21 protein-coding genes are annotated in these 25,847 nt (G+C 56.7%); 16 read left to right on the plus strand and 5 right to left on the minus strand.

The window, feature by feature from the left end; genetic code table 11:
* The first annotated feature begins 19 nt into the window (after positions 1–19).
* From ACFIOZ_RS08195 to ACFIOZ_RS08210, 4 genes are all read left to right on the plus strand, one after another.
* Complete coding sequence (locus ACFIOZ_RS08195; protein WP_386083192.1) at positions 20–505, plus strand: YajQ family cyclic di-GMP-binding protein; 486 nt, start codon at positions 20–22, stop codon at positions 503–505.
* 66 nt (positions 506–571) lie between these two features.
* Positions 572–3,202 carry an aminopeptidase N gene (gene pepN / locus ACFIOZ_RS08200; RefSeq protein ID WP_386083193.1) on the plus strand — a complete coding sequence of 877 codons (2,631 nt, stop codon included), beginning with the start codon at positions 572–574 and terminating at the stop codon, positions 3,200–3,202.
* 44 nt (positions 3,203–3,246) lie between these two features.
* Positions 3,247–4,206: a lipid kinase YegS gene (gene yegS, locus ACFIOZ_RS08205; protein ID WP_386083194.1), complete on the plus strand. Its 960-nt coding sequence runs from the start codon at positions 3,247–3,249 to the stop codon at positions 4,204–4,206.
* Between the two features lie 62 nt (positions 4,207–4,268).
* Positions 4,269–5,069 carry a hypothetical protein gene (locus ACFIOZ_RS08210; protein ID WP_386083196.1) on the plus strand — a complete coding sequence of 267 codons (801 nt, stop codon included), beginning with the start codon at positions 4,269–4,271 and terminating at the stop codon, positions 5,067–5,069.
* 69 nt (positions 5,070–5,138) lie between these two features.
* On the opposite strand, the gene ACFIOZ_RS08215 is transcribed toward ACFIOZ_RS08210, so the two are convergent.
* Entirely contained in the window at positions 5,139–5,342 is a 204-nt protein-coding gene (locus ACFIOZ_RS08215) for a cold-shock protein (protein ID WP_007114660.1), read from the minus strand.
* 133 nt (positions 5,343–5,475) lie between these two features.
* On the opposite strand from ACFIOZ_RS08215, the gene ACFIOZ_RS08220 reads away from it, so the two are divergent.
* Positions 5,476–6,132: a LysE family translocator gene (locus ACFIOZ_RS08220; RefSeq protein WP_386083197.1), complete on the plus strand. Its 657-nt coding sequence runs from the start codon at positions 5,476–5,478 to the stop codon at positions 6,130–6,132.
* A gap of 35 nt (positions 6,133–6,167) precedes the next feature.
* Here ACFIOZ_RS08220 and ACFIOZ_RS08225 read toward each other — a convergent pair whose 3' ends face one another.
* Complete coding sequence (locus tag ACFIOZ_RS08225; RefSeq protein WP_386083198.1) at positions 6,168–8,117, minus strand: transglycosylase SLT domain-containing protein; 1,950 nt, start codon at positions 8,115–8,117, stop codon at positions 6,168–6,170.
* 138 nt (positions 8,118–8,255) lie between these two features.
* Here ACFIOZ_RS08225 and ACFIOZ_RS08230 point away from each other — a divergent pair, with 138 nt between their 5' ends.
* The 4 genes from ACFIOZ_RS08230 to sixA all read left to right on the plus strand — a co-directional run bounded on the left by ACFIOZ_RS08230 (position 8,256) and on the right by sixA (position 12,361).
* Positions 8,256–8,588, plus strand: coding sequence for a YkvA family protein (locus ACFIOZ_RS08230; RefSeq protein WP_386083199.1), 333 nt, complete (start codon positions 8,256–8,258; stop codon positions 8,586–8,588).
* A 149-nt stretch (positions 8,589–8,737) separates the two neighbouring features.
* Positions 8,738–10,672, plus strand: coding sequence for a molecular chaperone HtpG (htpG, locus tag ACFIOZ_RS08235; RefSeq protein ID WP_386083200.1), 1,935 nt, complete (start codon positions 8,738–8,740; stop codon positions 10,670–10,672).
* 110 nt (positions 10,673–10,782) lie between these two features.
* Positions 10,783–11,886 (plus strand): NAD(P)H-dependent glycerol-3-phosphate dehydrogenase, encoded by a 1,104-nt coding sequence (locus ACFIOZ_RS08240; RefSeq protein WP_386084027.1) that lies wholly within the window; start codon positions 10,783–10,785, stop codon positions 11,884–11,886.
* Positions 11,879–12,361, plus strand: coding sequence for a phosphohistidine phosphatase SixA (gene sixA / locus ACFIOZ_RS08245; RefSeq protein WP_386083201.1), 483 nt, complete (start codon positions 11,879–11,881; stop codon positions 12,359–12,361). The genes ACFIOZ_RS08240 and sixA overlap by 8 nt, the downstream gene beginning before the upstream one ends.
* A 51-nt stretch (positions 12,362–12,412) precedes the next feature.
* Here the strand turns inward: sixA and gatB are convergent, their stop codons facing one another.
* The 3 genes from gatB to gatC all read right to left on the minus strand — a co-directional run bounded on the left by gatB (position 12,413) and on the right by gatC (position 15,710).
* On the minus strand, positions 12,413–13,867 hold the full coding sequence (gene gatB / locus ACFIOZ_RS08250) for an Asp-tRNA(Asn)/Glu-tRNA(Gln) amidotransferase subunit GatB (RefSeq protein ID WP_386083202.1): 1,455 nt from the start codon (positions 13,865–13,867) through the stop codon (positions 12,413–12,415).
* Positions 13,867–15,327, minus strand: a complete 1,461-nt coding sequence (gene gatA / locus ACFIOZ_RS08255; RefSeq protein WP_386083203.1) for an Asp-tRNA(Asn)/Glu-tRNA(Gln) amidotransferase subunit GatA — start codon at positions 15,325–15,327, stop codon at positions 13,867–13,869. Before gatA ends, gatB begins: the two co-directional genes overlap by 1 nt.
* A 95-nt stretch (positions 15,328–15,422) precedes the next feature.
* Complete coding sequence (gene gatC / locus ACFIOZ_RS08260; protein WP_386083204.1) at positions 15,423–15,710, minus strand: Asp-tRNA(Asn)/Glu-tRNA(Gln) amidotransferase subunit GatC; 288 nt, start codon at positions 15,708–15,710, stop codon at positions 15,423–15,425.
* Positions 15,711–15,939: 229 nt separating this feature from the next.
* On the opposite strand from gatC, the gene ACFIOZ_RS08265 reads away from it, so the two are divergent.
* From ACFIOZ_RS08265 to tldD, 7 genes are all read left to right on the plus strand, one after another.
* On the plus strand, positions 15,940–16,977 hold the full coding sequence (locus ACFIOZ_RS08265; protein WP_007114671.1) for a rod shape-determining protein: 1,038 nt from the start codon (positions 15,940–15,942) through the stop codon (positions 16,975–16,977).
* 24 nt (positions 16,978–17,001) lie between these two features.
* A complete protein-coding gene (gene mreC / locus ACFIOZ_RS08270; protein ID WP_386083206.1) occupies positions 17,002–17,931 on the plus strand; it encodes a rod shape-determining protein MreC in 930 nt (309 codons plus the stop codon).
* The gene (gene mreD, locus ACFIOZ_RS08275) at positions 17,931–18,419 is read left to right on the plus strand and encodes a rod shape-determining protein MreD (protein ID WP_386083208.1); all 489 of its coding nucleotides are present in this window, start codon (positions 17,931–17,933) and stop codon (positions 18,417–18,419) included. The genes mreC and mreD overlap by 1 nt, the downstream gene beginning before the upstream one ends.
* Positions 18,416–18,997, plus strand: coding sequence for a Maf family protein (locus ACFIOZ_RS08280; protein WP_386083209.1), 582 nt, complete (start codon positions 18,416–18,418; stop codon positions 18,995–18,997). The genes mreD and ACFIOZ_RS08280 overlap by 4 nt, the downstream gene beginning before the upstream one ends.
* Positions 18,998–19,067: 70 nt before the next feature.
* Positions 19,068–20,531 (plus strand): ribonuclease G, encoded by a 1,464-nt coding sequence (gene rng / locus ACFIOZ_RS08285; protein WP_386083210.1) that lies wholly within the window; start codon positions 19,068–19,070, stop codon positions 20,529–20,531.
* Between the two features lie 2 nt (positions 20,532–20,533).
* Positions 20,534–24,388: a YhdP family protein gene (locus ACFIOZ_RS08290; protein WP_386083211.1), complete on the plus strand. Its 3,855-nt coding sequence runs from the start codon at positions 20,534–20,536 to the stop codon at positions 24,386–24,388.
* Positions 24,385–25,836, plus strand: coding sequence for a metalloprotease TldD (gene tldD / locus ACFIOZ_RS08295; RefSeq protein ID WP_386083212.1), 1,452 nt, complete (start codon positions 24,385–24,387; stop codon positions 25,834–25,836). Before ACFIOZ_RS08290 ends, tldD begins: the two co-directional genes overlap by 4 nt.
* Positions 25,837–25,847: the final 11 nt, after the last annotated feature.

Consider the following 25,847-nt stretch of genomic DNA (forward strand, 5'->3'; position numbering starts at 1 on the left):
TCTTGCCAGGAATTACACCATGCCCTCATTTGATATTGTCTCAGAGTTCGATAAGCACGAAGGCGCTAACGCCGTGGATCAGGCCAACCGAGAAGTGCAGTCGCGGTTTGATTTTAAAGGGGTCGACGCCAGCTTTACCCTTGAAGGCGACAAAGTACAGCTAGAAGCGGAAGTTGATTTCCAGCTTAAGCAGATGCTCGATGTACTGCGCGCCCGGCTCATCGCTAGGGGCATCGATGCCCGCTGTATGGATATTCAAGACCCGGTACTCTCCGGGGTTAAGGCGCGCCAGGAAGTCGCTCTCAAGGAGGGGCTGGACGCTGCAGAAGCCAAAGACGTCGTCAAGCGCATCAAGGCCAGTAAACTCAAAGTGCAGACGCAAATTCAGGGTGAGAAGGTGCGTGTCACGGGGAAAAAACGCGACGATTTACAAGCTGTGATGGCGCTGCTGCGCGGAGAAGAGGGGCCGGATTTGCCGCTCCAGTTTGATAACTTCCGCGACTAGCCCGTGGTATTTAGCTTTCGAACATTTTAATTATGTAATATTCGTTTTATACAGGAGTCACGCACTATGTCTGATCCGCAGCCGGTTTATTTAAGTAACTACCAGCCGCCCGCCTACCGGGTAACTCATACCGAGCTGACGTTTGATCTTGACCCCGCCGCGACCCGAGTGAAAGCTCGACTATTGATGGAGCGGCATCCAGAGGCTGCCCCTGACGCACCGCTCGTCTTGAATGGCGAGCACCTAAAACTGATCTCCCTGGCGATCGATGCAACGCAGTTGGATGCCGCTGCTTATGAACTAGACGATGAAGGCCTGCATATTGCGCAAGTGCCCGAGCGCTTTGTGTTGGAGAGCGAGGTTGAGCTTGCCCCGCAGGAGAACACGGCGTTAGAGGGGCTCTACCAATCCAACGCTATGTACTGCACCCAGTGCGAAGCGGAGGGCTTTCGGCGAATTACCTTTTATCCCGATCGCCCGGACGTCATGGCGACCTTTAAGGTCACCGTGATCGGGGATCAGCAGCACGAGCCGATTTTGCTCGCTAACGGTAACCCGATCGTGCGCGGGGAGCTGGAGGGCGGTCGTCACTTTGTTACCTGGGAGGATCCGCATCCCAAGCCCTGCTACCTGTTCGCCCTGGTGGCAGGCAACCTGCATAGCGTAGAGGATCACTTCACCACCATGAGCGGGCGTGATGTCGCACTGCAGATTTGGGTGGAAAAAGAGAACCTGGATAAAACCGAGCATGCCATGGCCTCGTTAAAGCGCGCCATGGCGTGGGACGAGCAGGCATACGGCCGTGAGTACGACCTGGATCTGTTCATGATCGTGGCCGTCAATGACTTCAATATGGGGGCGATGGAGAATAAAGGGCTTAATATTTTTAACTCCGCCGCGGTACTGACTCACCCCAAAACGGCCACTGATGCGACTTTTCAAAATGTGGAAGGCATTGTTGCCCACGAATACTTTCACAACTGGTCGGGCAATCGTGTCACCTGCCGCGACTGGTTTCAGCTCTCGCTTAAAGAGGGCTTTACGGTCTTTCGCGACCAGTGCTTCTCGGCGGATACCAATTCTGCGCCGGTTAAGCGCATTCAGGATGTCTCCTTTTTCCGCACGGCGCAGTTTGCCGAAGATGCTGGCCCCACGGCGCACCCGATTCGCCCTGACCACTATATTGAAATTACCAACTTCTACACCCTGACAATTTATGAGAAAGGGGCCGAAGTCGTACGCATGCTGCGTAATCTAGTGGGGGAGGAGAGCTTTCGTCGCGGCTCCGATCTCTACTTTGAACGCTTCGACGGTCAAGCGGTGACCATTGAAGACTTTGTCGGCTGTATGGCGGAAGCCTCCGGTGAAGATTTCAGCCAGTTTATGCGCTGGTACTCCCAGGCAGGAACCCCGGATATCGACGCCCATGGGGAGTACGATTACGTGCAGGGTGAGTACCACTTAACGCTGCGTCAGCGTACGCCTGCAACACCGGGCCAACCAGATAAGCTGCCGCTGCATATTCCAGTGCGCATGGGACTGGTGGGTACCAAATCGGGTCAGGATCTCACCCTGACGCTCAATGGTGAAAAGATCGGTAAAGATGCGGTGATTCATCTGCGCGAAGATGAGCAGACCTTTGTGTTTACGGATGTGGCTGAAGCGCCGGTACCCTCATTGTTGCGCGAATTTTCCGCCCCTGTGAAGCTGCATTACCCCTACTCCAGAGAAGACCTCGCCTTCTTGTTGACCCACGACAGCGATGGTTTCAACCGCTGGGATGCTGGTCAGCGTTTGGCGCTGCTGGCCCTGGATGACCTGATTGCCGCTCACCGAAATGGTGTGGAAAAGGTCATGGATAACCGCGTAGTGGATGCCTTTAAGGCGCTGCTGAACGGGCCTATGAGCGATAAGGCAGTATTGGCAGAGATGCTGACACTGCCCTCCGAGGCGTATATCGCCGAGCAACAGCCCATCGTTGATGTTGACGCCATTCACGCGGCCCGGGAGTTTGTGCGTCAGTCGTTAGCCATGGCGCTGCGCGATGAGTTTATCGCCATCTACGAAGCCAATATGTCAGAAGACGCGTATGCGCCGACGCCGGAGCAAATAGCTCAGCGCAGTCTGAAAAACGTGGCGCTTGCTTATCTGATGTCGATTGAAGATGAGCAGGGCCTGGCGCTGTGTGAAGCGCAATTCGCCTCCGACCACAATATGACCGATGTGCGTCAAGCGCTTACCCTGCTGGTACACAGTGACCGCGATGATTTGGCCTCGCCAGCACTCAAAGCCTTCGGTGAGAAGTGGGCCCATGATCCGCTGGTGATGGATCAGTGGTTCACTGTCCAGGTCTCCCGTCCTCAGCCAGATGTGCTTGAGCGGGTGAAGTACCTGATGCAGCATCCTGCATTCTCACTTAAAAACCCCAATCGAGTTCGCGCGCTGGTCGGCGCCTTTGCTCAGAACCGGGTCAATTTCCACCGTTTGGATGGTCAAGGCTACCAACTGCTGGCTGACGTGGTCATCGAACTCAACCGGCTTAACCCGGAAATTGCCGCGCGGCTGATTACACCATTAACCCGCTGGCAGCGCTTTGATGAAACCCGTCAAGCATTGATGCGGTCGGAGCTTGAGCGGATTAAGGCGCAGCCACTCTCTTCAAATGTTTACGAGGTGGTCGAGAAGGCATTGGCATAAGGTATTGCTATTAAATATGTATTCTAAGGAAAGGAATAACAACAGTGACAGACTCTCAGCAACACTATTTACTGATTATCAATGGTAAATCCGCCGGTAATCCGGCATTGCGTGAAGCAGTCGATGAACAGCGCCGGGCAGGGATGCTGATTACTGTTCGCGCTACCTGGGAAGGGGGCGACGCTGCTGACATTGCTGAGCACTCTGATGCTATGGGCATTACCCATGTAATTGCCTGCGGGGGCGACGGCACCGTCAGTGAAGTGATGAACGGGCTGATGCGTTTGCCCCATGACCGACGGCCTGTGTTGGGCGTTGTGCCCCTTGGCAGTGCCAATGACTTTGCTACTTCCGTTGGTTTGCCGCTGGAGCCAGCGGCCGCTCTGGCTGCTGCTCGGGAGTTAAGCGCCTATCCCATTGATGTTGTGCGCGTCACTGCAGGCACTGGGGGCGAAACGGCCACCAGCTACTATATCAATATGACGACCGGTGGGTTTGGCGCTGAAGTGACGTCATCAACACCCAAAACCTTAAAGCGGCTGCTTGGGGGCGGGGCCTATTCAGTGATGGGGGCGCTAAAAGCTTGGCGCCACCGCAGCTACCGCGGCACGCTGCATTGGGATGAAAAAGAGGAGAGCGCGTCGCTACTGCTCCTGGCGCTGGGCAATGGCCGCCAATCAGGAGGCGGGCAGGTATTGTCACCCCGTGCCAAGCTGGACGATGGCCGGTTGGACGTACTGTTGGTGAAAGACTTTCAGTCGGTAACCGAGCTGACCAAGCTCATTAGCGAGCTGCAAAGTTTTCCCTATGATGGGCGGTTTGTGCGCTATTTCACCACGACCCAGCTGACGTTAACCACCCAGGGAAATGATTCGCCATGGCCACTCACGCTCGATGGCGAGGCGCGCTACTATGATCAGTTCTGCGCGGAAGTCGTGCCCCTTGCGCTGCGTGTGCTACTACCTGAGGAGTGCCCGCTGCTCTCCTCGACCAGTCAACCTTAGCTCTGTTGACGACTGATTTAACCATGGCCCAGATTTTTAACGTTATATAGGAGAAGAACCCAATGGCAAATCGCGTGTGGATACCCGCATTCGCCGCCGTGGCACTACTGTTGAGTGCCTGCGGTGATTCCCAGGAAGATCCCAGCGTGACAACCGATGATAATTCTGCGGTGACGGATGAAGCAACGACCCGGGATGAGGGGGCTGGCGCAGAAGAGGCGCCGGAGGCGGCTGAAAATTCAGCAGATATAGCCACTCCCGAAGAGGTAGAGGATGATATTGAAGCACGTCAAGCCTCTGAAGAACTTGAACGGGCGGAAGCGCTAGAGAGTGACACTCAGCCTGACGACACCTCTTCCAGTGACGTTGCAACGGCTGGTGGTGAAGAGGTTGAAGCGGGAGAAGATACGCTGGCAGCGAGTCCTGAAGATGTACTCGATGAAGAGAGTGCAATGCCAGGTGAGGCTACCCGCTCGGACGTGGATGACATTATTGCTGAAACCGAACGCCGCTTTGAAGAGGCCGAACAGCGGTTAGAGGAGCAGTTTCAGGAGGTGGAGCAGCAGTCGCCGACTTTGGAGCCGATGGAAAGTGAGGACGTTTCGCCCAGTTGGGACACCGAAAGCAGTTTGCCAGAGCGGACGCCGTTGCAAGATGATCGCGAGGCAACCGATGTTGACGCTTTGATTGAGGATACCGAACGCCGCTTTGAAGAGGCACAACAACGACTTGAAGAGCAGTTTCAAGAGCTGGAAAATCGAGAGGCCGAGAGTGGTGCGGTCGTTGAATCGTCAGGCGAGCTTGATAGCACAGCAAGTAGCCAGGAAGCCGATGATGCCGGTGAGCCTCAGAGTGAGAGGTAAAGTTTGGGTGATTACCGTCAGGCAATAAAAAAGGCCCGCGTTTGCGGGCCTTTGTCCATCCGTTAGCAATTAAGCTGGGCGGATGTTGGAAGCCTGAAGGCCTTTTTTACCCTGAGTCACTTCAAAGCTGACTTTTTGACCGTCTTGCAGGGTCTTGAAGCCTTCAGCTTGAATTTCGGAGAAGTGGGCGAACAGATCGTCTCCGCCGTCATCAGGAGAGATGAAGCCGAAGCCTTTAGTATCGTTGAACCACTTAACAGTGCCAGTTGCCATTTTCTATTTCCTTAACGTGCTTAGTAATCACGGGCAACTCAATTGTTCACCCGCTACAATTACTCTAGATGTAAACACGGCTGTCGTCCAGCGACATTCCTAAGATTTTTTATTTCGTTGCGAGCAGGCTTAAATGATCGAGTTGGGTTTTATTGATGCGCAGTTTATTTCCTTTTTGGTAGCGATCACGCTGTTAACGATCAGCCCCGGTGTCGATACACTGCTGGTGATTCGTAACACGGCGCGCGGAGGCATCCGTGATGGCGTCACTACAAGTGTCGCTATCTGTTGCGGCCTGTTTGTACATGCCACGATTTCAGCGCTGGGCATCTCGCTGATCCTGCTGCAATCGGCATGGGCGTTCCATATGCTGAAGCTGGTGGGAGCGGGTTATCTCATTTGGCTGGGTATTACCAGCTTGTTAGCCGCGCGGAAAGGCCAGCCACTGCCGATTAATGGAGTGCTAGAAGGCGTGCCTGCCGTTTCACGCTGGCAGCCAGTCAAAGAGGGCTTTTTGTCCAATGTGTTGAACCCCAAAACCGTGGTGTTCTACATGGCCTTTTTGCCTCAGTTCATCGCTCCCGGCGACCCTGCTTTACTGAAATCGCTATGGCTGGCGGGAGTGCACTTTATCATCGCCAATATTTGGCAAATCAGCGTGGTAATGATGGTAGGAAGTGCCGGCAAATGGTTGGCTAACGCCCGTTTTGCGCAAGTGCTTAATGCCGCGACAGGCAGTGTACTGGTGGTGTTTGGTATTCGGCTGGCCTTGACACAGCGCCCGGTATAGACCGGGCGCTGATAAGGTTGTGATTAGAGAAAGGCTTAGCGGCGGGCGAGCAGGGCTCGGTCGTAGCGTACCTGCTGCTCGTTATCGCTAAGCAGTGAAACGCCTTCACTATTGCCGCCGTTGGCGAGACTCTCAAAAATCACCCGATAGCTAAGCACCGCCTGCACGTAGTCGCGGGTTTCGCGGAAGGGAATACTCTCAACAAAAAGGTCAAAGGCTTCCACTCCGTCCCCCAGCCACTGATCGACGCGGCCAGGGCCTGCATTATAGGCCGCTGCGGCGGCCAGTCGATTGCCCTGGTAGCGCTGCAGCTTGTCGCGCAGGTAAGTGCTACCCAGGCGAATATTAAGCTCTGGGTCGAGCACTCCGTAGGGGCCAGGATCGCTAATGCCCAATTCGCGGCTGACCTGGCTGGCGGTGCCGGGCATTAGCTGCATTAACCCACGCGCCCCGGCGGGTGAAAGGGCGTTAGGGTTGTAAGCGCTTTCGCGCCGGGTAATGGCCATCAAGAGGTACGGGTCTACGCCGGTGCGGCGACCCCAGTGTTGAAAGCTGTCGTGGTAAGCCTGGGGGAAACGCCAATCCAAGGCATCCCACATTTCAGCGGCAATGGTGGTTTGAACCAGGCGTGCATGCCACTGCTGCTGTGCGGCATAGTCGGCGAGTGCGCGTGCCTGTTGTGGCGAGCCGCTCTGTACCGCGTGCAGCCACTCGCTGTTGGCAAGACCGTCCTCGCCAATGCGTAGCAAAGCCTCGGTGCGCTGAACGGCGGGGAGTTGGGCAATGCGCTGGCGCGACGCTTCGTCAAAATGATTGCGTTCAAGGTTCAACTGATAGGGTTGGCCGAGCTTTTCTGCTGCCGCGAAGCCGTAAAAACTGCGATCCTGCGCAGCCTGCTGATAGCGAGCTTCGGCGGCTTGCTGATTGCCAAGCTGTCCATTGGCGCGGCCTAGCCAGTACTGCCAACGGCTATTCTCCTGCTGATTGATGGGCATCTCAGCAATCCAATGGATCACTCCGTTCCAATCGCGGCCCGCCAGCGCATGGCGAACACGCAGCTCTAAGACGCGCTCGCTTTCAAGGCTGGGTAGCACGCTGTCGACCCAGCTTAGCGTGCCAGGTACATCGCGCACCAAGGCATAAAAAGCCAGCTCTTCCTCGATGGCTTGGCGGTCACTGGGCAGCAGGTTTAAACGCGGCGAGAGCGTCTGCCAGGCGGCAAAAGCGGCTGACGTATCTTCACGGATGAAGCGTTGCATGGCCGCTCGGTAGAAGCTTGCCGTGGCGGCACACTCTGGGCCTAAGCAGGCAGGCGCCTGGGTGATCGCGCTGCTGCGTGCCGTGACGTTATCCACCGTTTCTAATGCGGTTTGCCATTGGCCACTTAATAGCCTGCCAAGATAACTTGAGAGGCTCGACTCTCCCGCCTGCCAGGCGAGCATCTTGCGTTCCCAAATAGCCGTGGCATCGATGGTGCCGTTCGCACGCAAGCGATCAAATAGCGGGTCGCAGGCGTCAGGCTGTGAGCTGCCTACGCGCCATAATTTTAACCCTGCCTCGCTCGCCAGTTGGGGTTGAGATGCGAGCAGCGCCGTGTAGTAGTAGCACTGGCGAGCGGTGCCTGCTGGCTCACCATCGGCCACCGCGAGCAGATCGCTATAGCGTCCTGCGTGGCCATATTTTGCAATCGCTTGACCACGCATCCACACCGCGAGAGGGGAGTCGGCGTGCTGGTCGAGGAATTGATGCACTCGATCAGGGGACACGTTCGGCAATTGCCCCCTTAAACGGTGGTACTCCACGTAGCCGCGTAGCGGGTGATCTGCAATTGAGCGCTCATCGACACGTGCCCACTGCTGCTCGCGGGCAGCGGCAAGGGCGTCGCGTAACTCACTATCAGATGCAGCCCACGAAAGTGCAGGTAAGCTCGCCAGTAGTGCGGTACATAGCACTCGGGCGGTATGGCGAAATGGCGAAACCAGCATGGTGCTCTCTCTCTATAAATCGGTGTCACTTAATCAGGGCTCTGAAGTAGCCCACGCAAATTGCGGTGCAACCGCTACACTGAACGAATACCAGCGGTCATGATCTGACAGCCTAGATACTCAAAGGATCTAATTTCGATGGCCCCATTATCCACTTGGTGGTTGCTGCGTCGACTCAAATCCCGCGTTTGGGCGACAAAACGTATTGTGCGCGCTTTAAAGCTGTTTATCCCCATGACCCGCGATGTAATCCGTGGTGAGTTTCGACCGATTCCCTGGTCAGCTTTTGGCATGATGACATTAGCGCTGGGCTACCTGGTAATGCCATTTGATCTGATCCCCGATTTTCTGCTGCTTATTGGTGTCGTTGACGATGTGCTGATTGTCGGCTGGTTGCTCAATCGCATCGACCAGCGTCTGGAGGGCTATCGGGACTGGAAATATAGCGATCCCGACATGACGCCTTCTTAGCTTATGTCTTCTCTTAACGCTGTTTCTTCACTCTGGACTGCTTGAAAAAGCGCGGCTTAACCCCATATCAGGCTCACGATACGACTTTTTATGCCCCTGCCCTATGGCGCAGGGGTAATTGACCAACGTGAGCCACAAGGGATAAGCGCATGACTACAGCTACCCACGAACAAGCGGCTGATAAATCAGCTAACCACGAAGAGACGCTAGGCTTTCAAACGGAAGTCAAGCAGTTGCTGAATTTGATGATTCACTCCCTGTACTCCAACCGGGAGATATTCCTACGCGAGCTGATCTCAAACGCAGCAGATGCCTGTGACAAGCTTCGCTACGCGGCGCTGGATAACGACGCGCTCTATGAAGGTGATAGCGAGCTGCGCATCGAAATCGAGCATGATAAAGAGGCCAACACCATCACCTTGCGTGACAACGGTGTGGGTATGAATCGCGAAGACGTGATCGCCAACCTGGGCACCATCGCGCGCTCCGGTACCGCCGAGTTTCTCAAGCAGCTCTCCGGTGAGCAGCAGAAGGACGCCAAGCTGATCGGTCAGTTCGGCGTTGGTTTCTACTCAGGCTTTATCGTTGCTGATGAGATTTCGGTGCGTACCCGCAAGGCGGGCACGCAAGCTTCCGAAGGCGTTGAGTGGCGCTCAAAAGGCGAGGGCGAGTTTACCGTTGCCGATATCGAGCGTGCTCAACACGGTACGGAAATCACGCTTCACCTGAAAGATGACGCCAAAGAGTTTGCCGACGACTATCGCCTGCAGGGCTTGGTGCGCAAGTACTCGGATCATATCGAAGTTCCCGTACGCATGCCGAAAACCGAAACGGCGAAGGACGACGAAGGCAATCCTATCGAGGGTAGTGAAGTAACTACCTGGGAAACCGTTAACGAGGCGACGGCGCTCTGGTCGCGCCCCAAAAGTGAGGTCTCCGACGATGAGTACAAGGCGTTCTACAAGCACGTTGCCCACGACTTTTCGGATCCGTTGACCTGGAGCCATAACAAGGTTGAGGGCAAGCTCGAGTATACCAGCCTGCTTTATGTGCCGGGTCGCGCACCCTTTGATCTGTTTGAGCGCGACGGTGCCCGTGGCGTCAAACTCTACGTTCAGCGTGTGTTTATTATGGATGACGCTGAACAGTTCTTACCGCTTTATCTGCGCTTTATCAAGGGCGTGCTGGATACCCGCGAGCTGTCTCTTAACGTCTCCCGCGAACTGCTCCAGCAGGATCCCAATGTCGATAAAATCAAATCGGCGCTTACTAAGCGCGGATTGGATATGCTCAAGAAGCTGGCCAAAGATAAAGAGCAGTATCAAACTTTCTGGATCACCTTCGGTAGCGTATTGAAAGAAGGGCCGGGTGAAGATCCCTCCAACCGCGAGAAAATCGCTGGTCTGTTGCGCTTTGCCTCCACCCATACCGATACGGCTGCTCAGGAACATGCGCTGGCAGACTATGTTGAGCGCATGAAAGAGGGCCAGCAGAAGATTTACTACGTGGTGGCGGATAGCTTCAATGCGGCGAAAAATAGCCCGCATCTGGAGATCTTCCGCAAAAAAGGCATCGAAGTGCTGCTGCTGTCTGACCGTATCGATGAGTGGCTGATGAGCCATCTCACCGAGTTCGATGGTAAAACCTTTGCCGATGTGGCCAAAGGCGAGCTTGACCTTGGCGATGTGGAAGACGAAGCAGAGAAGAAAGCGCAGGAAGAGACCGCTAAAGCCAAAGAGGATCTGGTTAAGCGTGTTAAAGACGCGCTAAGCGATGGCGTCCAGGAGGTAAAAATCACCCACCGTCTGACCGATTCCCCCGCCTGCGTCGTGCTGCCTGAGCATGAGATGGGCTATCAGATGCGTCGTATCATGGAAGCGGCTGGTCAGCCGCTGCCCGAGGTAAAACCGATTTTGGAGCTTAATCCAGACCATGCGCTGGTGGCTCGCCTGGAGAGCGCTGAAGGCGACCTGTTTGGCCAGTTAGCGCATATACTGCTGGATCAGGCCATTATCGCCGAAGGTGGTCACTTGGATGACCCCGCCGCCTATGTGAAGCGTCTGAATAGCGTTCTGACGGCCTAATAATCTACGCTGCGCTAACGACGACGGCCCGCTTGGTTAACCCCAGCGGGCCGTCTGTTTTGATAGAGTAGGGTAATACGTTCTGCAAGACTTATTGGGACACTATTATGATGGCTGAGCAGCAAACCAATGGTGCAGTGCCCGCCCGTGTGGCGGTACTGGGGGGCGGTAGTTTTGGTACAGCGCTGGCGAGCATTGCCGCCGATAACGGTGCCCGGGTTCGTCAATGGATGCGCGACGAAGCGCTGGTCACGCAAATTAATCAAGAGCATCGCAATGGGCGCTATCTGCCGCATTACGCAATGAATACAGCAGTAGAAGCCTCGACCGACCTTAAAGCCGTGCTGGCGGATGCCGAGCTGGTGTTGATTGCCATTCCCTCAAAAGCCTTTCGCAGCGTGGTGCAGGCGGCAAAAGCGTGGCTACGACCAGAGCAGATACTGGTCAGTACCACCAAGGGAATCGAGCAGGAGGGCTTCCTGCTGATGAGCCAGGTACTCGAGCAGGAAACAGGTTTTAGTCACATTGGCGTGATTGCGGGCCCGAATTTGGCCTCTGAAATTGCCGATAAGCAGTTGACCGCGACGGTGATTGCAAGCGCAGACCCGCTAACCCGCACCCGCGTACAGCAAGTATTGGGCTGCCGTTACTTTCGGGTCTACGCCAGCGATGACCGCCATGGCGTTGAGCTGGGCGGTGCGCTGAAAAATATTTATGCGATTGCCGCCGGTATGGCGGCGGCGCTGGGCATGGGCGAGAACACTCGCAGTATGCTGATGACCCGCGCCTTGGCGGAAATGAGCCGCTTCGCCGTTGCCCAGGGAGCGAACCCGATGACCTTTTTAGGGTTGGCGGGGGTGGGGGATTTGATCGTTACCTGCTCGTCTAACCTATCGCGCAATTACCGGGTTGGCTACGCCATGGGTGAAGGCCGCACGCTGGAAGAGGCGGTTGATGCGCTTGGTCAAGTCGCAGAAGGTGTGAATACCGTTAAGCTGGTATGCGCTAAAGCGAGTGAAATGGGCGTTTATATGCCGCTGGCGGAAGGCCTTAATCATGTGTTGTTTGACGGCGTGCCTGCTCAGGAGATGGCGCGCACCCTGATGATGGGCGAACAGAGTAGCGACGTAGAGTTTATCTTGCCCCGCGAAGCCGTACAGCAGGCTCATCGGGATCAAGCTCCTGCTAAGAACAGTGGAGGCAGCAATGTCTGATGTGCTGATTATGCGCCACGGGGAAGCCGCGCCGGGGTATCCGGATCAGGCGCGCCGATTGACCCGCCACGGCGAGCTGGAGGCCGAAAAAATGGGGCGTTGGCTGGCGGAGCGTTTGGCATCGGGGGAGCTGTGTATGCCGAGGATTTATGCCAGCCCCTATGCGCGGGCGCAGCAAACCGCCCAAAGGCTCTGCGCTGCGCTGGAGACGTCGCTTGAAACGCTGGATTTTATTACTCCGGATGACGCACCGGGCGCGGTAAGCGACTGGCTGCTTGAGCAGCCTGAAGGCGCACCAATAATACTGGTCAGCCATATGCCGCTGGTAGGCGAGTTGGCGGGGTTATTGGTTGAGGGCAGCCCGGCCCAGGGTGTGGGCTTCCCAACCGCTGCCATCGCCGAGCTTGAGGCCGAGGTGTGGGCAGCAGGCTGTGCGCAGTTGAAGCGATTTACTCAACCCAGCCAGCTACTCTAGTCCAGATTGGTGCCATTAAAAACGGCTGCCTGAGCAGCCGTTTTTAAGTTTTTACAACAACGCGTCGAGCTTCTCTTTAAGCAAGCCATTGACCTGCTGCGGGTTGGCGGTGCCCCGTGATGCTTTCATCACCTGACCCACAAAGTAGCCAATCATCTTGCCGCGTTTTTCCGGCTCCGAGTCGCGATACTGAGCGACCTGGGCAGGGCTGTCGGCGATCACCTGATCGATCATCGCTTCGATAGCGCCGGTGTCGGTTACCTGCTTGAGGCCTTTCGCGTCGATCACCTCGTCAGCGCTTTCACCCTGGCCATTCCACAACGCCTGAAAAACCTCTTTAGCGGCTTTACCGTTAATGGTGTCGTCCAGTACGCGGCTGATCAGCTCGCCTAACTGGCGCGCTGAGATCGGGCTATTGGCAATGCTCAGGCTTTCGCGGTTAAGCGCCCCGGAAAGTTCACCCTGTACCCAGTTGGCCGCCTGCTTGGCATCGCCGCACTCGCTATGCACCGCTTCAAAGAATTCAGCCATATCGCGACTGGCGGAGATCACGTTGGCGTCGTAAGCAGAGAGGCCCAGCTCACTCTGGAAGCGCTCGCGCTTATCCGCCGGTAGTTCGGGCAACTGGCCACGCAGGTGATCCAGGTAGGCCTGATCCAGCACCACCGGCAGCAGGTCGGGGCAGGGGAAGTAACGGTAGTCGTTGGCCTCCTCCTTGGTGCGCATGCTGCGGGTTTCATCACGGTCAGGGTCAAATAGACGGGTTTCTTGAACCACGCTGCCGCCATCTTCAATCAGCTCAATCTGGCGCTCTACCTCAAAGGCAATCGCGCGCTCGACAAAGCGGAAGGAGTTGACGTTTTTAATCTCTGCACGGGTGCCAAAGGCTTCCTGGCCTTTGGGGCGTACTGAAACGTTCACGTCGCAACGCATTGAGCCTTCCGCCATATTGCCGTCGGAAATACCCAGGTAGGTCACGATGGAGTGAATTGCCTTGAGATACGCCGCGGCCTCTTTGGCGTTGCGCATATCGGGCTCGGAGACGATCTCCAGCAGCGGCGTGCCCGCCCGGTTCAAGTCAATACCGGTCATGCCATGAAAATCTTCATGCAGCGATTTACCGGCATCCTCTTCCAGGTGGGCATGATGAATGCGGATACGCTTGGTGCTGCCATCTTCCAGGGTAATTTCAACCTCGCCAGGGCCGACGATGGGGTGGTACATCTGGCTGGTCTGATAGCCCTTGGGCAGGTCGGGGTAGAAGTAGTTTTTACGGTCAAATACCGAGACTTCGGCGATATCGGCATGCACCGCCAGGCCAAACTGCACGGCCATGGCGACGGCCTGCTCATTAAGCACTGGCAGCACGCCGGGTAGGCCCAAATCCACTGCACAGGCCTGGGTGTTTGGCTCAGCGCCAAACGCCGTGGAGGCGCCGGAGAAAATTTTTGAACGCGTGGCGAGCTGAACGTGGACTTCAAGCCCAATAACGGTTTCCCATTGCATTAGGCGTACTCCTCTGCAAAGGCAGGACGTTGTAAGTGCCAGTCGGTCGCTTGCTGAAACTGGTGGGCGACGTTAAGCAACTGCGCTTCGGCAAAGTGGGTGCCCAGAATCTGCAGGCCGACGGGTCGGCCGCCGGCAAAACCCGCCGGTACGCTGATGCCGGGGATGCCTGCTAGGTTCACCGCGATGGTGTAGATATCCTGCAGGTACATCGACACCGGGTCTTTTTTGGCACCCAGGTCAAAAGCTGGGGTGGGTGAGGCGGGGCCCATCAGCACATCGACATCTTCAAAGGCGTCCAGGAAGTCCTGACGGATCAGGCGGCGCACTTGTTGGGCCTTGGTGTAGTAGGCGTCAAAGAAGCCTTCAGAGAGCGTGTGGGTACCGATCAGGATGCGTCGCTTCACCTCTTCGCCAAAGCCCTCTGCACGGGAGCGGGTATACAGGTCGATCAGATCGCTGGGATTGTCACAGCGGTGACCGAAACGCACGCCGTCGTAGCGGGACAGGTTCGATGAGGCCTCGGCAGGGGCGATGACGTAGTAGGCCGGAATCGCATAGTGGGTATGCGGCAGGCTAACTTCGCGTACCGTGGCGCCCAAAGATTCGTAAACTTTTACCGCTTCGCGGACGGCTTTCTCGACCTCTGGATCCAAACCATCGCCAAAATACTCTTTAGGTAGGCCGATCTTGAGGCCCGAAAGGGGCGCATTCAGGCCCTCCACGTAATCGGGGACGCCACGGGCAACGCTGGTGGAATCGCGGCCGTCATGGCCAGCGATGACACCCAGCAGGTGGGCGCAATCTTCGGCACTGCGTGCCATGGGGCCTGCCTGATCAAGGCTTGAGGCGTAGGCAATGATGCCAAAGCGCGACACGCGGCCATAGGTGGGCTTCAAGCCGGTAATCCCGCAAAACGCCGCGGGTTGACGAATCGAGCCGCCGGTATCGGTACCCATGGCGGCGGGCACCAGACCCGCCGCGACCGCTGCTGCACTGCCGCCAGAACTGCCGCCGGGCACCGCAGTGAGATCCCAGGGGTTTTTGACCGGGCCGTAGTAGCTGTTTTCGTTGGAGGAGCCCATGGCGAACTCGTCCATATTGGTTTTGCCCAGGCTGATGGTGCCCGCCGCGTTAAGTTTTTCCACCACGGTGGCGCTGTAGGGGGCGATAAAATTATCCAGCATTTTCGAGCCGCAGCTGGTTTTTACACCCTGGGTACAAAAAATATCTTTGAGTGCCAAGGGGATACCTACCAGCCGCCCGGCGTTGCCCGCCGCTCGCGCTTTATCGGCGATTTCCGCCTGCTGCAGCGCCTGCTCGGCGGTCACGCTGATAAAACTATTCAGCTGGCCGTCAGCCTTTTCAATGCGCTGTAAATAGTGAGCGGTCAGCTCGCGGCTTGAAAACTCACCGCTTTTTAAGGCGGCTGCGAGTTGCGTTAAGGTTTTCTCATGCATGACCCAGAAGCTCCGTTCAGGGGAGAAAAAAATGGCAATAGTGGTGGCTTAATTAAAGGTGCCTGCGCCGTTACGCAGCGTGCTACTCAATGCGTTTATTCAACGACGCGGGGCACGAGATACAGGCCATTTTCCACCGCCGGAGCACAGCGCTGAAACGTGTCGCGCTGGTTGGTTTCCGTTACTTCATCGGCGCGCAGTCGCTGGGTCGCATCCAGTGGGTGGGCGAGCGGCGTCACGCCTTCGGTATTGAGGCTTTGTAGCTGGTCGACCATGTCCAGAATCCGGCTTAGGTCGTCTACAAAGCCGCTGGCTTGGTCATCGCTGACGGCGAGTCGGGCCAAGTGAGCAGCCCGGCGCACATGAGATTCTTCAAGCGCCATGATCGAGAATTCCTCGTTAACGTGATGGAACATAATCCGCTTTCAGCGGTATACATACCGATATCAAAAAAACGTCTTGTGTCGCAGACGTGGAAAATAGCCGCAAAAGGTACCACATTTTGACCCCAACGGGCAGTGTTAGGCGCGACTCGTGCTTGCTGCCAAGGGGTTGCGGTGATACCGTTTGCATCCGCACAGGGTTCCCGGTCTGCACTAGGTAACAACATCCATGTTTAAACGTTTGAGGGGGCTGTTTTCCAGCGATCTATCGATCGACTTGGGTACGGCCAACACACTGATTTATGTTCGCGGTCGCGGTATCGTGCTCGATGAGCCTTCCGTGGTTGCTATCCGCCAGTCTGGCAATATGCGCAGCGTCGCGGCAGTTGGTACTGATGCCAAGCGAATGCTGGGGCGTACGCCGGGTAATATTACCGCGATTCGGCCAATGAAAGATGGCGTTATTGCCGACTTCACCGTCACCGAACAGATGCTTCAGCACTTTATTCGTAAAGTCCACCAAAGCACCTTCTTAACCCCCAGCCCCCGTGTGCTGGTGTGCGTTCCTTGTATGTCAACGCAAGTAGAGCGCCGGGCGATTCGTGAGTCAGCAGAAGGTGCCGGCGCCCGCGAGGTGTTCTTGATTGAAGAACCCATGGCGGCGGCGATTGGCGCAGGCCTTCCGGTCGACGAAGCGCAGGGGTCGATGGTGGTGGATATTGGTGGTGGTACCACTGAAATCGCGATCATCTCACTCAATGGCGTGGTCTACTCCGAGTCTATTCGGGTGGGTGGCGACCGTTTTGATGAAGCGATCACCGCTTACGTGCGTCGCCATTACGGCAGCCTGATTGGTGAGGCCACCGCCGAGCGCATCAAAGAAGAGATTGGCTGTGCCTATCCAGGCGGTGAGCTGCGTGAAATTGATGTGCGCGGTCGTAATCTGGCCGAAGGCATCCCGCGCAGCTTTACGCTTAACTCCCACGAAACCCTGGAAGCGTTGCAAGAAACCCTAGGATCTATCGTGGCCGCGATCAAAAGCGCCCTTGAGCAGTCTCCGCCGGAATTGGCCTCAGATATCGCCGAACGAGGCTTGGTATTGACGGGCGGTGGGGCGCTGTTACGCGACCTGGATAAGCTGATCGCTGAAGAGACAGGGCTGCCGGTGATCGTTGCCGAAGACCCGTTGACCTGCGTTGCTCGCGGCGGTGGTAAAGCGCTGGAGATGATTGATCAGCACACCTTTGAGTTGCTGTCGAGCGACTAATCGCAGCGGTTAATTGCGGGGGGATTGCCTATTAAACCGCTGTTTTCGCACGGGCCACTGCCGGGCTACCGGCTGTTTTTTTGCGTCCTGGCTGCCAGTGCACTGATGTTTGTCGACCTGCATTTTACGCGCATGGAGCAAGTGCGTGCGCAAATGTCGATGGTCGTTGCCCCAATTCAATGGGTTGTTAGTGTGCCTAGCGACCTGTTGAATTGGGGGTCGCTTGCGCTCTCCGATCAACAGGCATTGGTGGATGAAAACCGCCGCCTGCGCGAGCAGATTCTTACCCTCTCTCATCGTGGCCAACGGCTGGCAAATCTGACCGCGGAAAACAGCGAGCTGCGTGAGCTGTTGAACGCGGCTAAGCGCCGTGACATTCCCTATATCACGGCTGAGCTGCTGTCGCTGGATAACGACCCCTTTAGTCACCAAATGGTGGTTAATCGCGGCCATCGTAACGGTGCCTACGTAGGGCAGCCGGTGATCGATGCCTCGGGTTTAGTGGGGCAAATTACCGCGGTCTCTGCCTACTCCAGCCGGGTGTTGCTGTTAGCCGATGCCAGTCATGCCTTACCGGTTCAGTTAAATCGCAATGGGCTGCGCTTTATCGTCCAAGGGGCGGGGCGTTACAGCAGTGTTAACGTGATGTACGTGCCAGATACGGCGGATATCCGTGAAGGCGATTTACTGACCACATCAGGATTGGCGGGACGCTTTCCACCGGGTTACCCCGTGGCACGTGTTACCGAGGTCTATCACGATCCTGGCCAGCCTTTTGCGCGTGTGACGGCTGAGCCAATGGCTCAACTGCAGCGCTCGCGTCACTTCTTACTGCTTTTTCCGCCTCCGCGAGCAGAAGTGGATGAACACGCCTGGGATGAGACGCTGGATATTTCATCAGAGGCTTTACGCTCTTCGCTTCAGCTCGCTAATCCCGATCAAGAGGTGCCCTGATGCCACGTGCACCGGTTGTGCCAATTCTGGTTATTTGGCTAAGTCTATTGCTGGCGTTGTGTTTGCAAGTCATGCCGCTGGCGGATGGCTGGCAGGTGTATCGTCCCGAGTGGCTGGGGCTAATGCTGATCTACTGGTGTATGCGCACCCCCGACAGAGTCGGCGTTTTTCATGGCTTTGTGCTAGGCATTTTAATGGATTTGATTGAAGGCACTGCGCTGGGGCAGCATGCGCTTATCTATGCGCTCTTGGCATTTCTCTGTGCTCTGGTCTATCCCCGCTTTCGGGCCTATTCGCTGGTACAGCAGTCGGCACTGGTGCTAGTGCTGCTAGGGTTGATGCAGCTAGTCGCCCAGTGGCTGCGCACTATCGTGGGGGATTTTTCAATTCATTTAGCCTTTTTGATACCTGCGCTGATCAGTGGGTTGCTGTGGCCGTGGCTAGCGACGATGTTTCAAGCCTTAGAACGTCGGTTGGCTGCCTCATGACCGCGCCTGTTTTGTGCTTGGCGTCTGCGTCTCCCCGCCGTCGGGACTTGCTCGCATCCATTGGTGTGCCGGTTGCCGTTTACCCTTGTGATATTGACGAAACACCGCTGGTTGGCGAGTCGCCTCACGCCTATGTGCAGCGCCTGGCGGTTGCCAAAGCCGAGGCGGCTGCTCCCTTAACCGATCTGCCTACGCTAGGTTCAGATACCGCTGTGGTGGTCGATGGGCGTATTCTAGGTAAACCGGCGGATTTTAATGAGGGTGCCGAGATGCTGCGCCTGCTTTCAGGGCGGTGTCACGAGGTACTTACCGCCGTGGCGGTGAGTGGGCCCGAGGGGATGCTCTCCTGCTGTGTGGCCACCCAGGTGACCATGCGTGAAATAAGTGCAGATGAAATCGTTGCCTACTGGCGCACCGGCGAGCCGGCTGATAAAGCTGGCGGCTACGCAATACAGGGATTAGCAGCCATATTTGTAAAACAGATTCAAGGCAGTCACTCGGCAGTGGTAGGACTACCGCTGTTTGAAACGACGCACTTGCTATGCCGACAGGGAGTGCCTATCTGGCAGCGCGTTTAATTCCCTTGAATAGAGGGCGTCGCCGCCTGTATCGCTGGCAAGGAATACGTCAACCAACAAGGAATTTTGCATGAGCGGTGAAGTTCTCATTAATTTAACGCCAATGGAGACCCGCGTAGCGCTGGTTGAAAATGGCGTTTTGCAAGAGGCACTGATCGAGCGTTCCCGTCGGCGTGGCATCGTGGGCAATATCTACAAAGGCAAAGTGGTTCGTGTACTGCCTGGCATGCAGGCTGCCTTTGTTGATATTGGCTTGGAACGGGCGGCATTTATCCATGCCCACGAGGTCATGCCACCCGGCACGCCCCTTGATGAGCAGCAGACCATCGGCCAGTTGCTTCATGAAGGTCAGGCGCTCGTGGTGCAGGCCACGAAAGACCCTATCGGTAGCAAAGGGGCGCGCTTAACCACCCACCTCTCGATCCCTTCCCGCTATTTGGTGTATATGCCGGATTCGCCTCATCATGGGGTTTCCCAGCGCATCGAAGATGAGCGCGAACGCGAGCGGTTAAAAGCCCTGCTGGATAGCAGCGTGGCAGAGCAGACGCTGGAAGTGACGGGAGGCTTTATTGTTCGTACTGCCGCCGAAGGGGTGGGGGATGATGAGCTAAAAGGCGATATGCACTTTCTGCTGCGGCTATGGCGCAAGGTGAGCGAGCGTAAGGTAACTGCGACACCACAAAGCGTCATTTATGATGATTTACCGCTGTTTATGCGCACGTTACGCGACGTAATGCGCGACGATATTGAAAAAGTGCGTATCGATTCGCGGGAGAATTTCGTCAAGCTGGTAGAGTTCGCCAAAGAGTTTATGCCTGATGCGGTTGAGCGGATTGAGTACTACCCCGGCGAGCGACCCATCTTTGACCTCTACAGCGTCGAAGATGAGATCCAGAAAGCGTTGGGGCGCAAGGTACAGTTGAAATCCGGTGGCTATCTGGTGATTGATCCCACCGAGGCGATGACCACCATTGATGTCAATACCGGTGGTTATGTTGGCCATCGCAATCTTGAAGAGACCATTTTCAAAACCAACCTTGAGGCGGCCACGGCGATTGCCCGCCAGCTTCGTCTGCGCAACCTGGGCGGCATTATCATTATCGACTTTATCGATATGGTTGATGTTGAGCATCAGCGGCAGGTGTTACGTGTGCTTGAGAAAGCGTTAGAGCGCGATCACGCCAAAACCAAGTGCACCGGTGTCACCGAGCTTGGCCTCGTTCAGCTTACCCGTAAACGTACCCGGGAAAGCCTGGAGCAGACGCTCTGCGAAGCGTGCCCCACCTGTAGTGGCCGGGGCACGCTTAAAACGCCTGAAACCGTCTGCTACGAAATTTTCCGTGAGATTTTGCGCGAAGAGCGTGCCTACAGTGCTGAAACCTACATGGTGCTTGCGTCGCAGCCCGTTGTTGACCGCTTGCTAGATGAAGAGTCAGCGGCGGTGGCCGACCTGGAGACGTTTATCAATAAAACTATCCGTTTTCAGGTTGAGCAGCACTACTCCCAAGAGCAGTACGATATTGTGCTGATGTAACCATGCCTACTCGTTCGCTGGTGCGTTGGAGTTTGCTAATCGTCGCCTGGTTGCTAGGCAGCGCCGCTGTGCTGCTGTTGCTGCTGCGTCTGACGATTAGCCAATCCGATGCCCTTACCCCCCGTATTGAAGCGCTGCTTGAAGCGCGTATTGGCGTGCCGGTCACGATTGAGCATCTCTCGCTTTCTCTGGCTCGGAACGACCTGTTGCTGCGTCTTGACGGCGTGAGCGCTGAAACCCCAGAGGGTCAGGCGCTGTTTTCCCTTGAGCATGCGGGTCTGCGTTTGGATACCTGGGCGTCACTTGTTCATATGGCGCCCATTTTTAGCGATGCCCGCATTAGCGGTACCGAGTTTCATCTCTATCAAGGCACTGGAGCGGCTTGGCAGTGGCCAGAGCCCGCTGAGCTACCGCTATTGATGGCGCCAGATCCTGAAGTGGATCTGGCGACCATCGATGATTGGGCGGGGTTGATTTTGCGCCAACGCCTGTGGGTGGAAGACACCCGCGTGGTGCTGCATGGCAAGCAGGATACCGTGCTGCTGCATGCCCAAACGCTGTTATTGACTGGCGATGAGCGGCGGACACGGCTGGAAGGTGCTATCAATATTGCCCAATCGTTACAGCAGGCGCGCGAAGTGGCACTGCCGGCGGCTGAAATGAAAGTTGAGATGCAGCCTGGAAAACGTGGCTTTAGCGACTTTTCGGCTGCGCTGCAACTGGATATTCAGCTTGATCAGTTAGTCGTTCTGGCTGATATGTTCCGGCCTGATCACGCGGCCTATTTGGAGCAGGCTGGCGGCAGTGCACGGCTGTGGGGGCGCTGGAGTGCCGGACGTCTCGAAGAGGCCCGGGTTGCGGTCGACGTTCCACAATTGACGCTTCGTCATAATGTCCAGTACGCGGTATTAAGGGATATTGAAGCCAACGGCCTGTGGCAGCGGGATGGCGATGGGGGCGAGGCGTGGTTAAGCGGCGATGCGGATAGCGTGGAGTGGGCCCAGCCCCCCGGCGGCAGCGTTGGGCCTGCCCTACCGCGCCACTGGCACGCCACGCACCAGCCAGGAGAGTGGGAAGTTCGCACCAGTGCCTTTGAGCTCGCCTCGTTAACCGCTTGGCGCGACTATGTGTTGCTACCTGAGTCCGTTACGCGGGTATTGCAGACTCTCGCCCCTCGGGGGCAAGTGGAGGGGCTACATGTTGGACAACAGGATGGCCATTGGGGGGTGGATGCCGCGCTAACGGGAGTAGAAGTCTCTCCGTGGCAGCAAGCACCCGGTGGCGGTCCGCTGGATGCCTGGGTGCAGGCGCGAGACTTCCGCGGCCGCGTGCTGTTTAGCAGTAATGGTGCAAGCACCCTCTATTTTCCCGAGTTTTTTGCCGCCCCCATGCAGCTGCGACGTGCTGAAGGGGAAGTTGAGTGGGTATATGATGGCCCCAATACCATGGTGAGTGGTAAGCGGTTAAGCGTCGACTGGGACGGCGCACAGGTAGAGGGTGGCTTTGGCTTGGTGACCGGTAATCAGCGTGGGCATTTTGGCTTAGAGCTGGACTTTAGTGACGTGGATGCTGTTGAGCGCCCGCTGGCCCAGTGGCTGCCGCTAAGTGTCATGGATGACGAGCTTCGCGAGTGGCTGCTCAATGATATTGGCGGCTATGTCAGCGAAGGCTCGCTGCAATTAAGCCAGCCACTAGGCGAAGGAGCCACTGCCGAAGACTTTACCGCGACGCTCGCGTTGGCAGTCACCCAAGGGCATTTGCCGATTGCTCCAGGCTGGCCGCGCCTTGACGATGTGGAGGGGCGTCTTAAGTGGCAAAACAGGGTGTTGGAGGCTGAAATCGATAATGCTCAGAGCCATGGCGTCACCGCTTCAGAGGGTGAGCTAGTAATGGAGGATGAGACGCTCAACCTTTCGGGTCAATTGCAGGCAGATGGGCCAGCGCTGGTGTCGTTTTTACAGGCGATGCCCGAGATTGATCTGTCACAGTTGGGTGATTTGCGGGTGTCAGGAGACGTGAATGGTGATATTGCACTATCGTTACCGTTGCAAAATCCCGAGGCGCTTCGACTGGAGATCAATGCCCGACCGCGTTTCTCGCAAGTGGTTTATCAGCCGCTCGATCTACGTCTTCAATCGGTTGAGGGGGATCTCGCCTGGCTGCAGGATGGTGAGAGTACAGGCCTCATAGGTGAAGCGAGTGGGCAGTTGCTTGGCGGCTCTATCAACGCTGATATTGATACTCAGCGCAACGGTATACAGCTTCAAGGGCGAGTCGCCACCGGGGCGCTTTTTACACTTGCGGGGTTGGATGGTGGCCGGGGGCGTATGCCGTTAGAAGGGGCGCTAGAGTGGCAGGGCAGTGTCGCCCTAACACCCACACCCACTCTGCGCTTGGAGAGTCGTTTAGTCGGCGTCACCAGCCATCTACCCGAACCCTTTGCAAAAACGCCACAGCAGGCTTGGCCCTGGACATTAACCGCCGATATGGACACAAAACGTCTCGAAAGCCGCCTCGCTGATATTGCTTCTGCACGACTGCAACAGCTTAACGGCTCGCTTGCTGGGACGTTAAATTTAGGTAGCCGGGCGGAGCGCCTGCCCGACTGGCCCTCCCAGCCTGGGGTTAGTCTCGACGCTGCCGTACCTCGAATTGACCCGCTAGCGTGGCAGCAGGCGATTGCACCGCTAATGGCAGGCGGGCCACCCAGCACGCCAGGCAATGGCACTCAAATGCCGTTGACAGTCTCGATAGCCACCCCCTGTATGATTTACCAAAGGGAGTGTTTAGGTAGTCTTAACGCCTCGGGCAATATGAACGATGGCCGGGTGGATTTGGGCCTAAGCGGTAACCTCGTCACCGGGCGCTTAAACTACGATGCTCAATCACCACAACCTTTAGATATGGCCATTGAAGCGCTGGCGCTTGATCGCTTGCTGGCTTTAGCCAATGTCGAGCATGACAGTGACGCACCGATGCCAGACTCATGGATGGAGTCGGTCGAAACGCAGCGTAAGGAGCCTGTGGCCATTCCTGCTTGGCTAGCCGACGTGCCCAATGGACGACTGCGCCTAGCCGAAATTGCCATGGGGTCGCGCCGCTTTGGTCCCTTGACCGCCTACTGGAAAACCGACGGCGAGCGCTTTTCGCTGACTCCCGTTGGCTTAACCCTGGGGCAGCTCTCGGCGCGCGGCGAGCTGCACTGGGAAGGGGATGCCGTTTCCAGCCATACCCGCGCGGACATTACGATTCAGGGCGGGGATATCGGCACCGCCCTTGAACGACTTGACCAGCCGGTGGCCATGCGTAGCCGCAGTACCGATGTGACCGCTTCTCTAGACTGGCCGGGCGCGCCTTGGCAGTTGGAGTTAAGCCGTTCGGATGGTTATATCAGTACCGATATTCGTGATGGCAGCTTTGTCACTCTGGAATCGGCACCTGCGCGTTTAATCGGCTTGCTCAATTTCGATAATATTTTACGTCGTCTCCGCTTGGATTTTTCTGACGTTACCGGCCGCGGCACGGCATTTGACCGTGTTAAGGGGACGGCTGATGTTACCGGCGGGCTGCTGACGCTACGTGGGCCATTGCAAATTGATGCCCCGGCCACCACCCTAACGCTCACCGGTAGTGTCGATCTGGTGACGCGTGAACTTGACCAGCGGCTTGGCGTCACACTACCAGTAACACAAAGTTTGCCGATTGCGGCGATTGCCGTTGGCGCGCCCATCGTGGGTGGCGCACTGTTCCTTGCCGACCAGCTGTTTGGCGACGCCCTGGATCGTGCCACGACACTCCATTATCGCGTGCGAGGCCCTTGGACTTCGCCGCAGGTTACTTTAGAAGGCCCCCAATGAGCGTATATAAAAGTGATGTAGATACGGCTGCCGACATTCTGTTGACCCCTGGAGGTCTCGATTTAGAGGCCTTGGAGACCGGGCTGGGCTACGCCATGGGCGCGGGCATTGACTACGCAGACCTCTATTTTCAGCGTACCTGGCAAGAGGGCTGGGTACTGGAAGATGGCGAAGTGAAAGAGGCCAGCTACAGTATTGACGGTGGCGTCGGCGTGCGCTCACTGGCAGGTGAAAAAACCGGCTTTGCCTACTCCAACCAAATTACGGCCGATGCGCTGATGGATACTGGCCGCACAGCGGCAGGTATTGTGCGCAGTGGTCAACGCCTACCTGGGCAGAGGGTTAGCTCTGTTTCCGCTATGTCGCGCTATGCGGGGATTGACCCCTTGGCAGGCCTTAGCGCCGAGGACAAAGTCGCCATGCTAAAGCAGGCGGATCGCGTCGCCCGTGCGGCGGATCCCTCTATCAGTCAGGTCAGTGCGTCCCTGTCTGGCACTTATGAAGTAGTCCTGGTGCGGGCTAGCGATGGCACCTTGGCGGCGGATATTCGCCCGCTGGTGCGCTTTAATGTCAGCGTTATCGCGGTAAAGAATGGCCGTCGTGAGCGGGGCAGCGCTGGCGGTGGCGGCCGTTACTCCATGGCTAAACTGCGCGATGACCAAGTTGCCGAGCAGTACGCTAAAGAGGCGGTGCGCCAAGCGCTGGTCAACCTGGAAGCCGTCGATGCCCCCGCGGGGCAAATGCCCGTGGTGCTGGCGTCGGGGTGGCCGGGGATTCTGCTCCATGAGGCCGTCGGTCACGGACTGGAAGGAGATTTTAACCGTAAGGGCAGTTCCGCATTTGCTGGCAAGATGGGCCAACGTGTTGCCGCTAAAGGCGTGACCATTGTCGATGATGCAACGCTGGCGGATTGTCGTGGCTCCATGAGCGTGGATGACGAAGGCACCCCAGGACAATATACGCCGCTTATCGAAGACGGCATTTTGACCGGCTATATGCAGGACAAGCTCAATGCCCGGCTAATGGGTATGGCGCCCACTGGCAACGCGCGACGCGAATCCTTTGCGCACTTACCCATGCCGCGTATGACCAATACGGTCATGCTAGCGGGCCAGGATGAACCTAGCGATATTATTAAGAGCGTTAAGCGCGGTATTTACGCGGTGAGCTTTGGTGGAGGGCAGGTGGATATCACCTCGGGCAAATTTGTCTTCTCCGCCAGCGAAGCCTACCTAATTGAAGATGGTAAGGTGACGGCGCCAGTGAAAGGGGCCACCTTGATTGGGAACGGGCCGGAAGCGATGCAGCGTGTCTCCATGATTGGCCACGATATGGCGCTGGATACCGGCATCGGTGTGTGTGGCAAAGAGGGGCAGGGTGTGCCAGTAGGTGTCGGCCAGCCCACCCTGAAATTGGATGAGCTGACCGTCGGCGGTACTCAGTCTTGAAGGGCGGTCTT

This window comes from Vreelandella sp. F11 (assembly GCF_042466685.1).
Classification (GTDB): domain Bacteria; phylum Pseudomonadota; class Gammaproteobacteria; order Pseudomonadales; family Halomonadaceae; genus Vreelandella.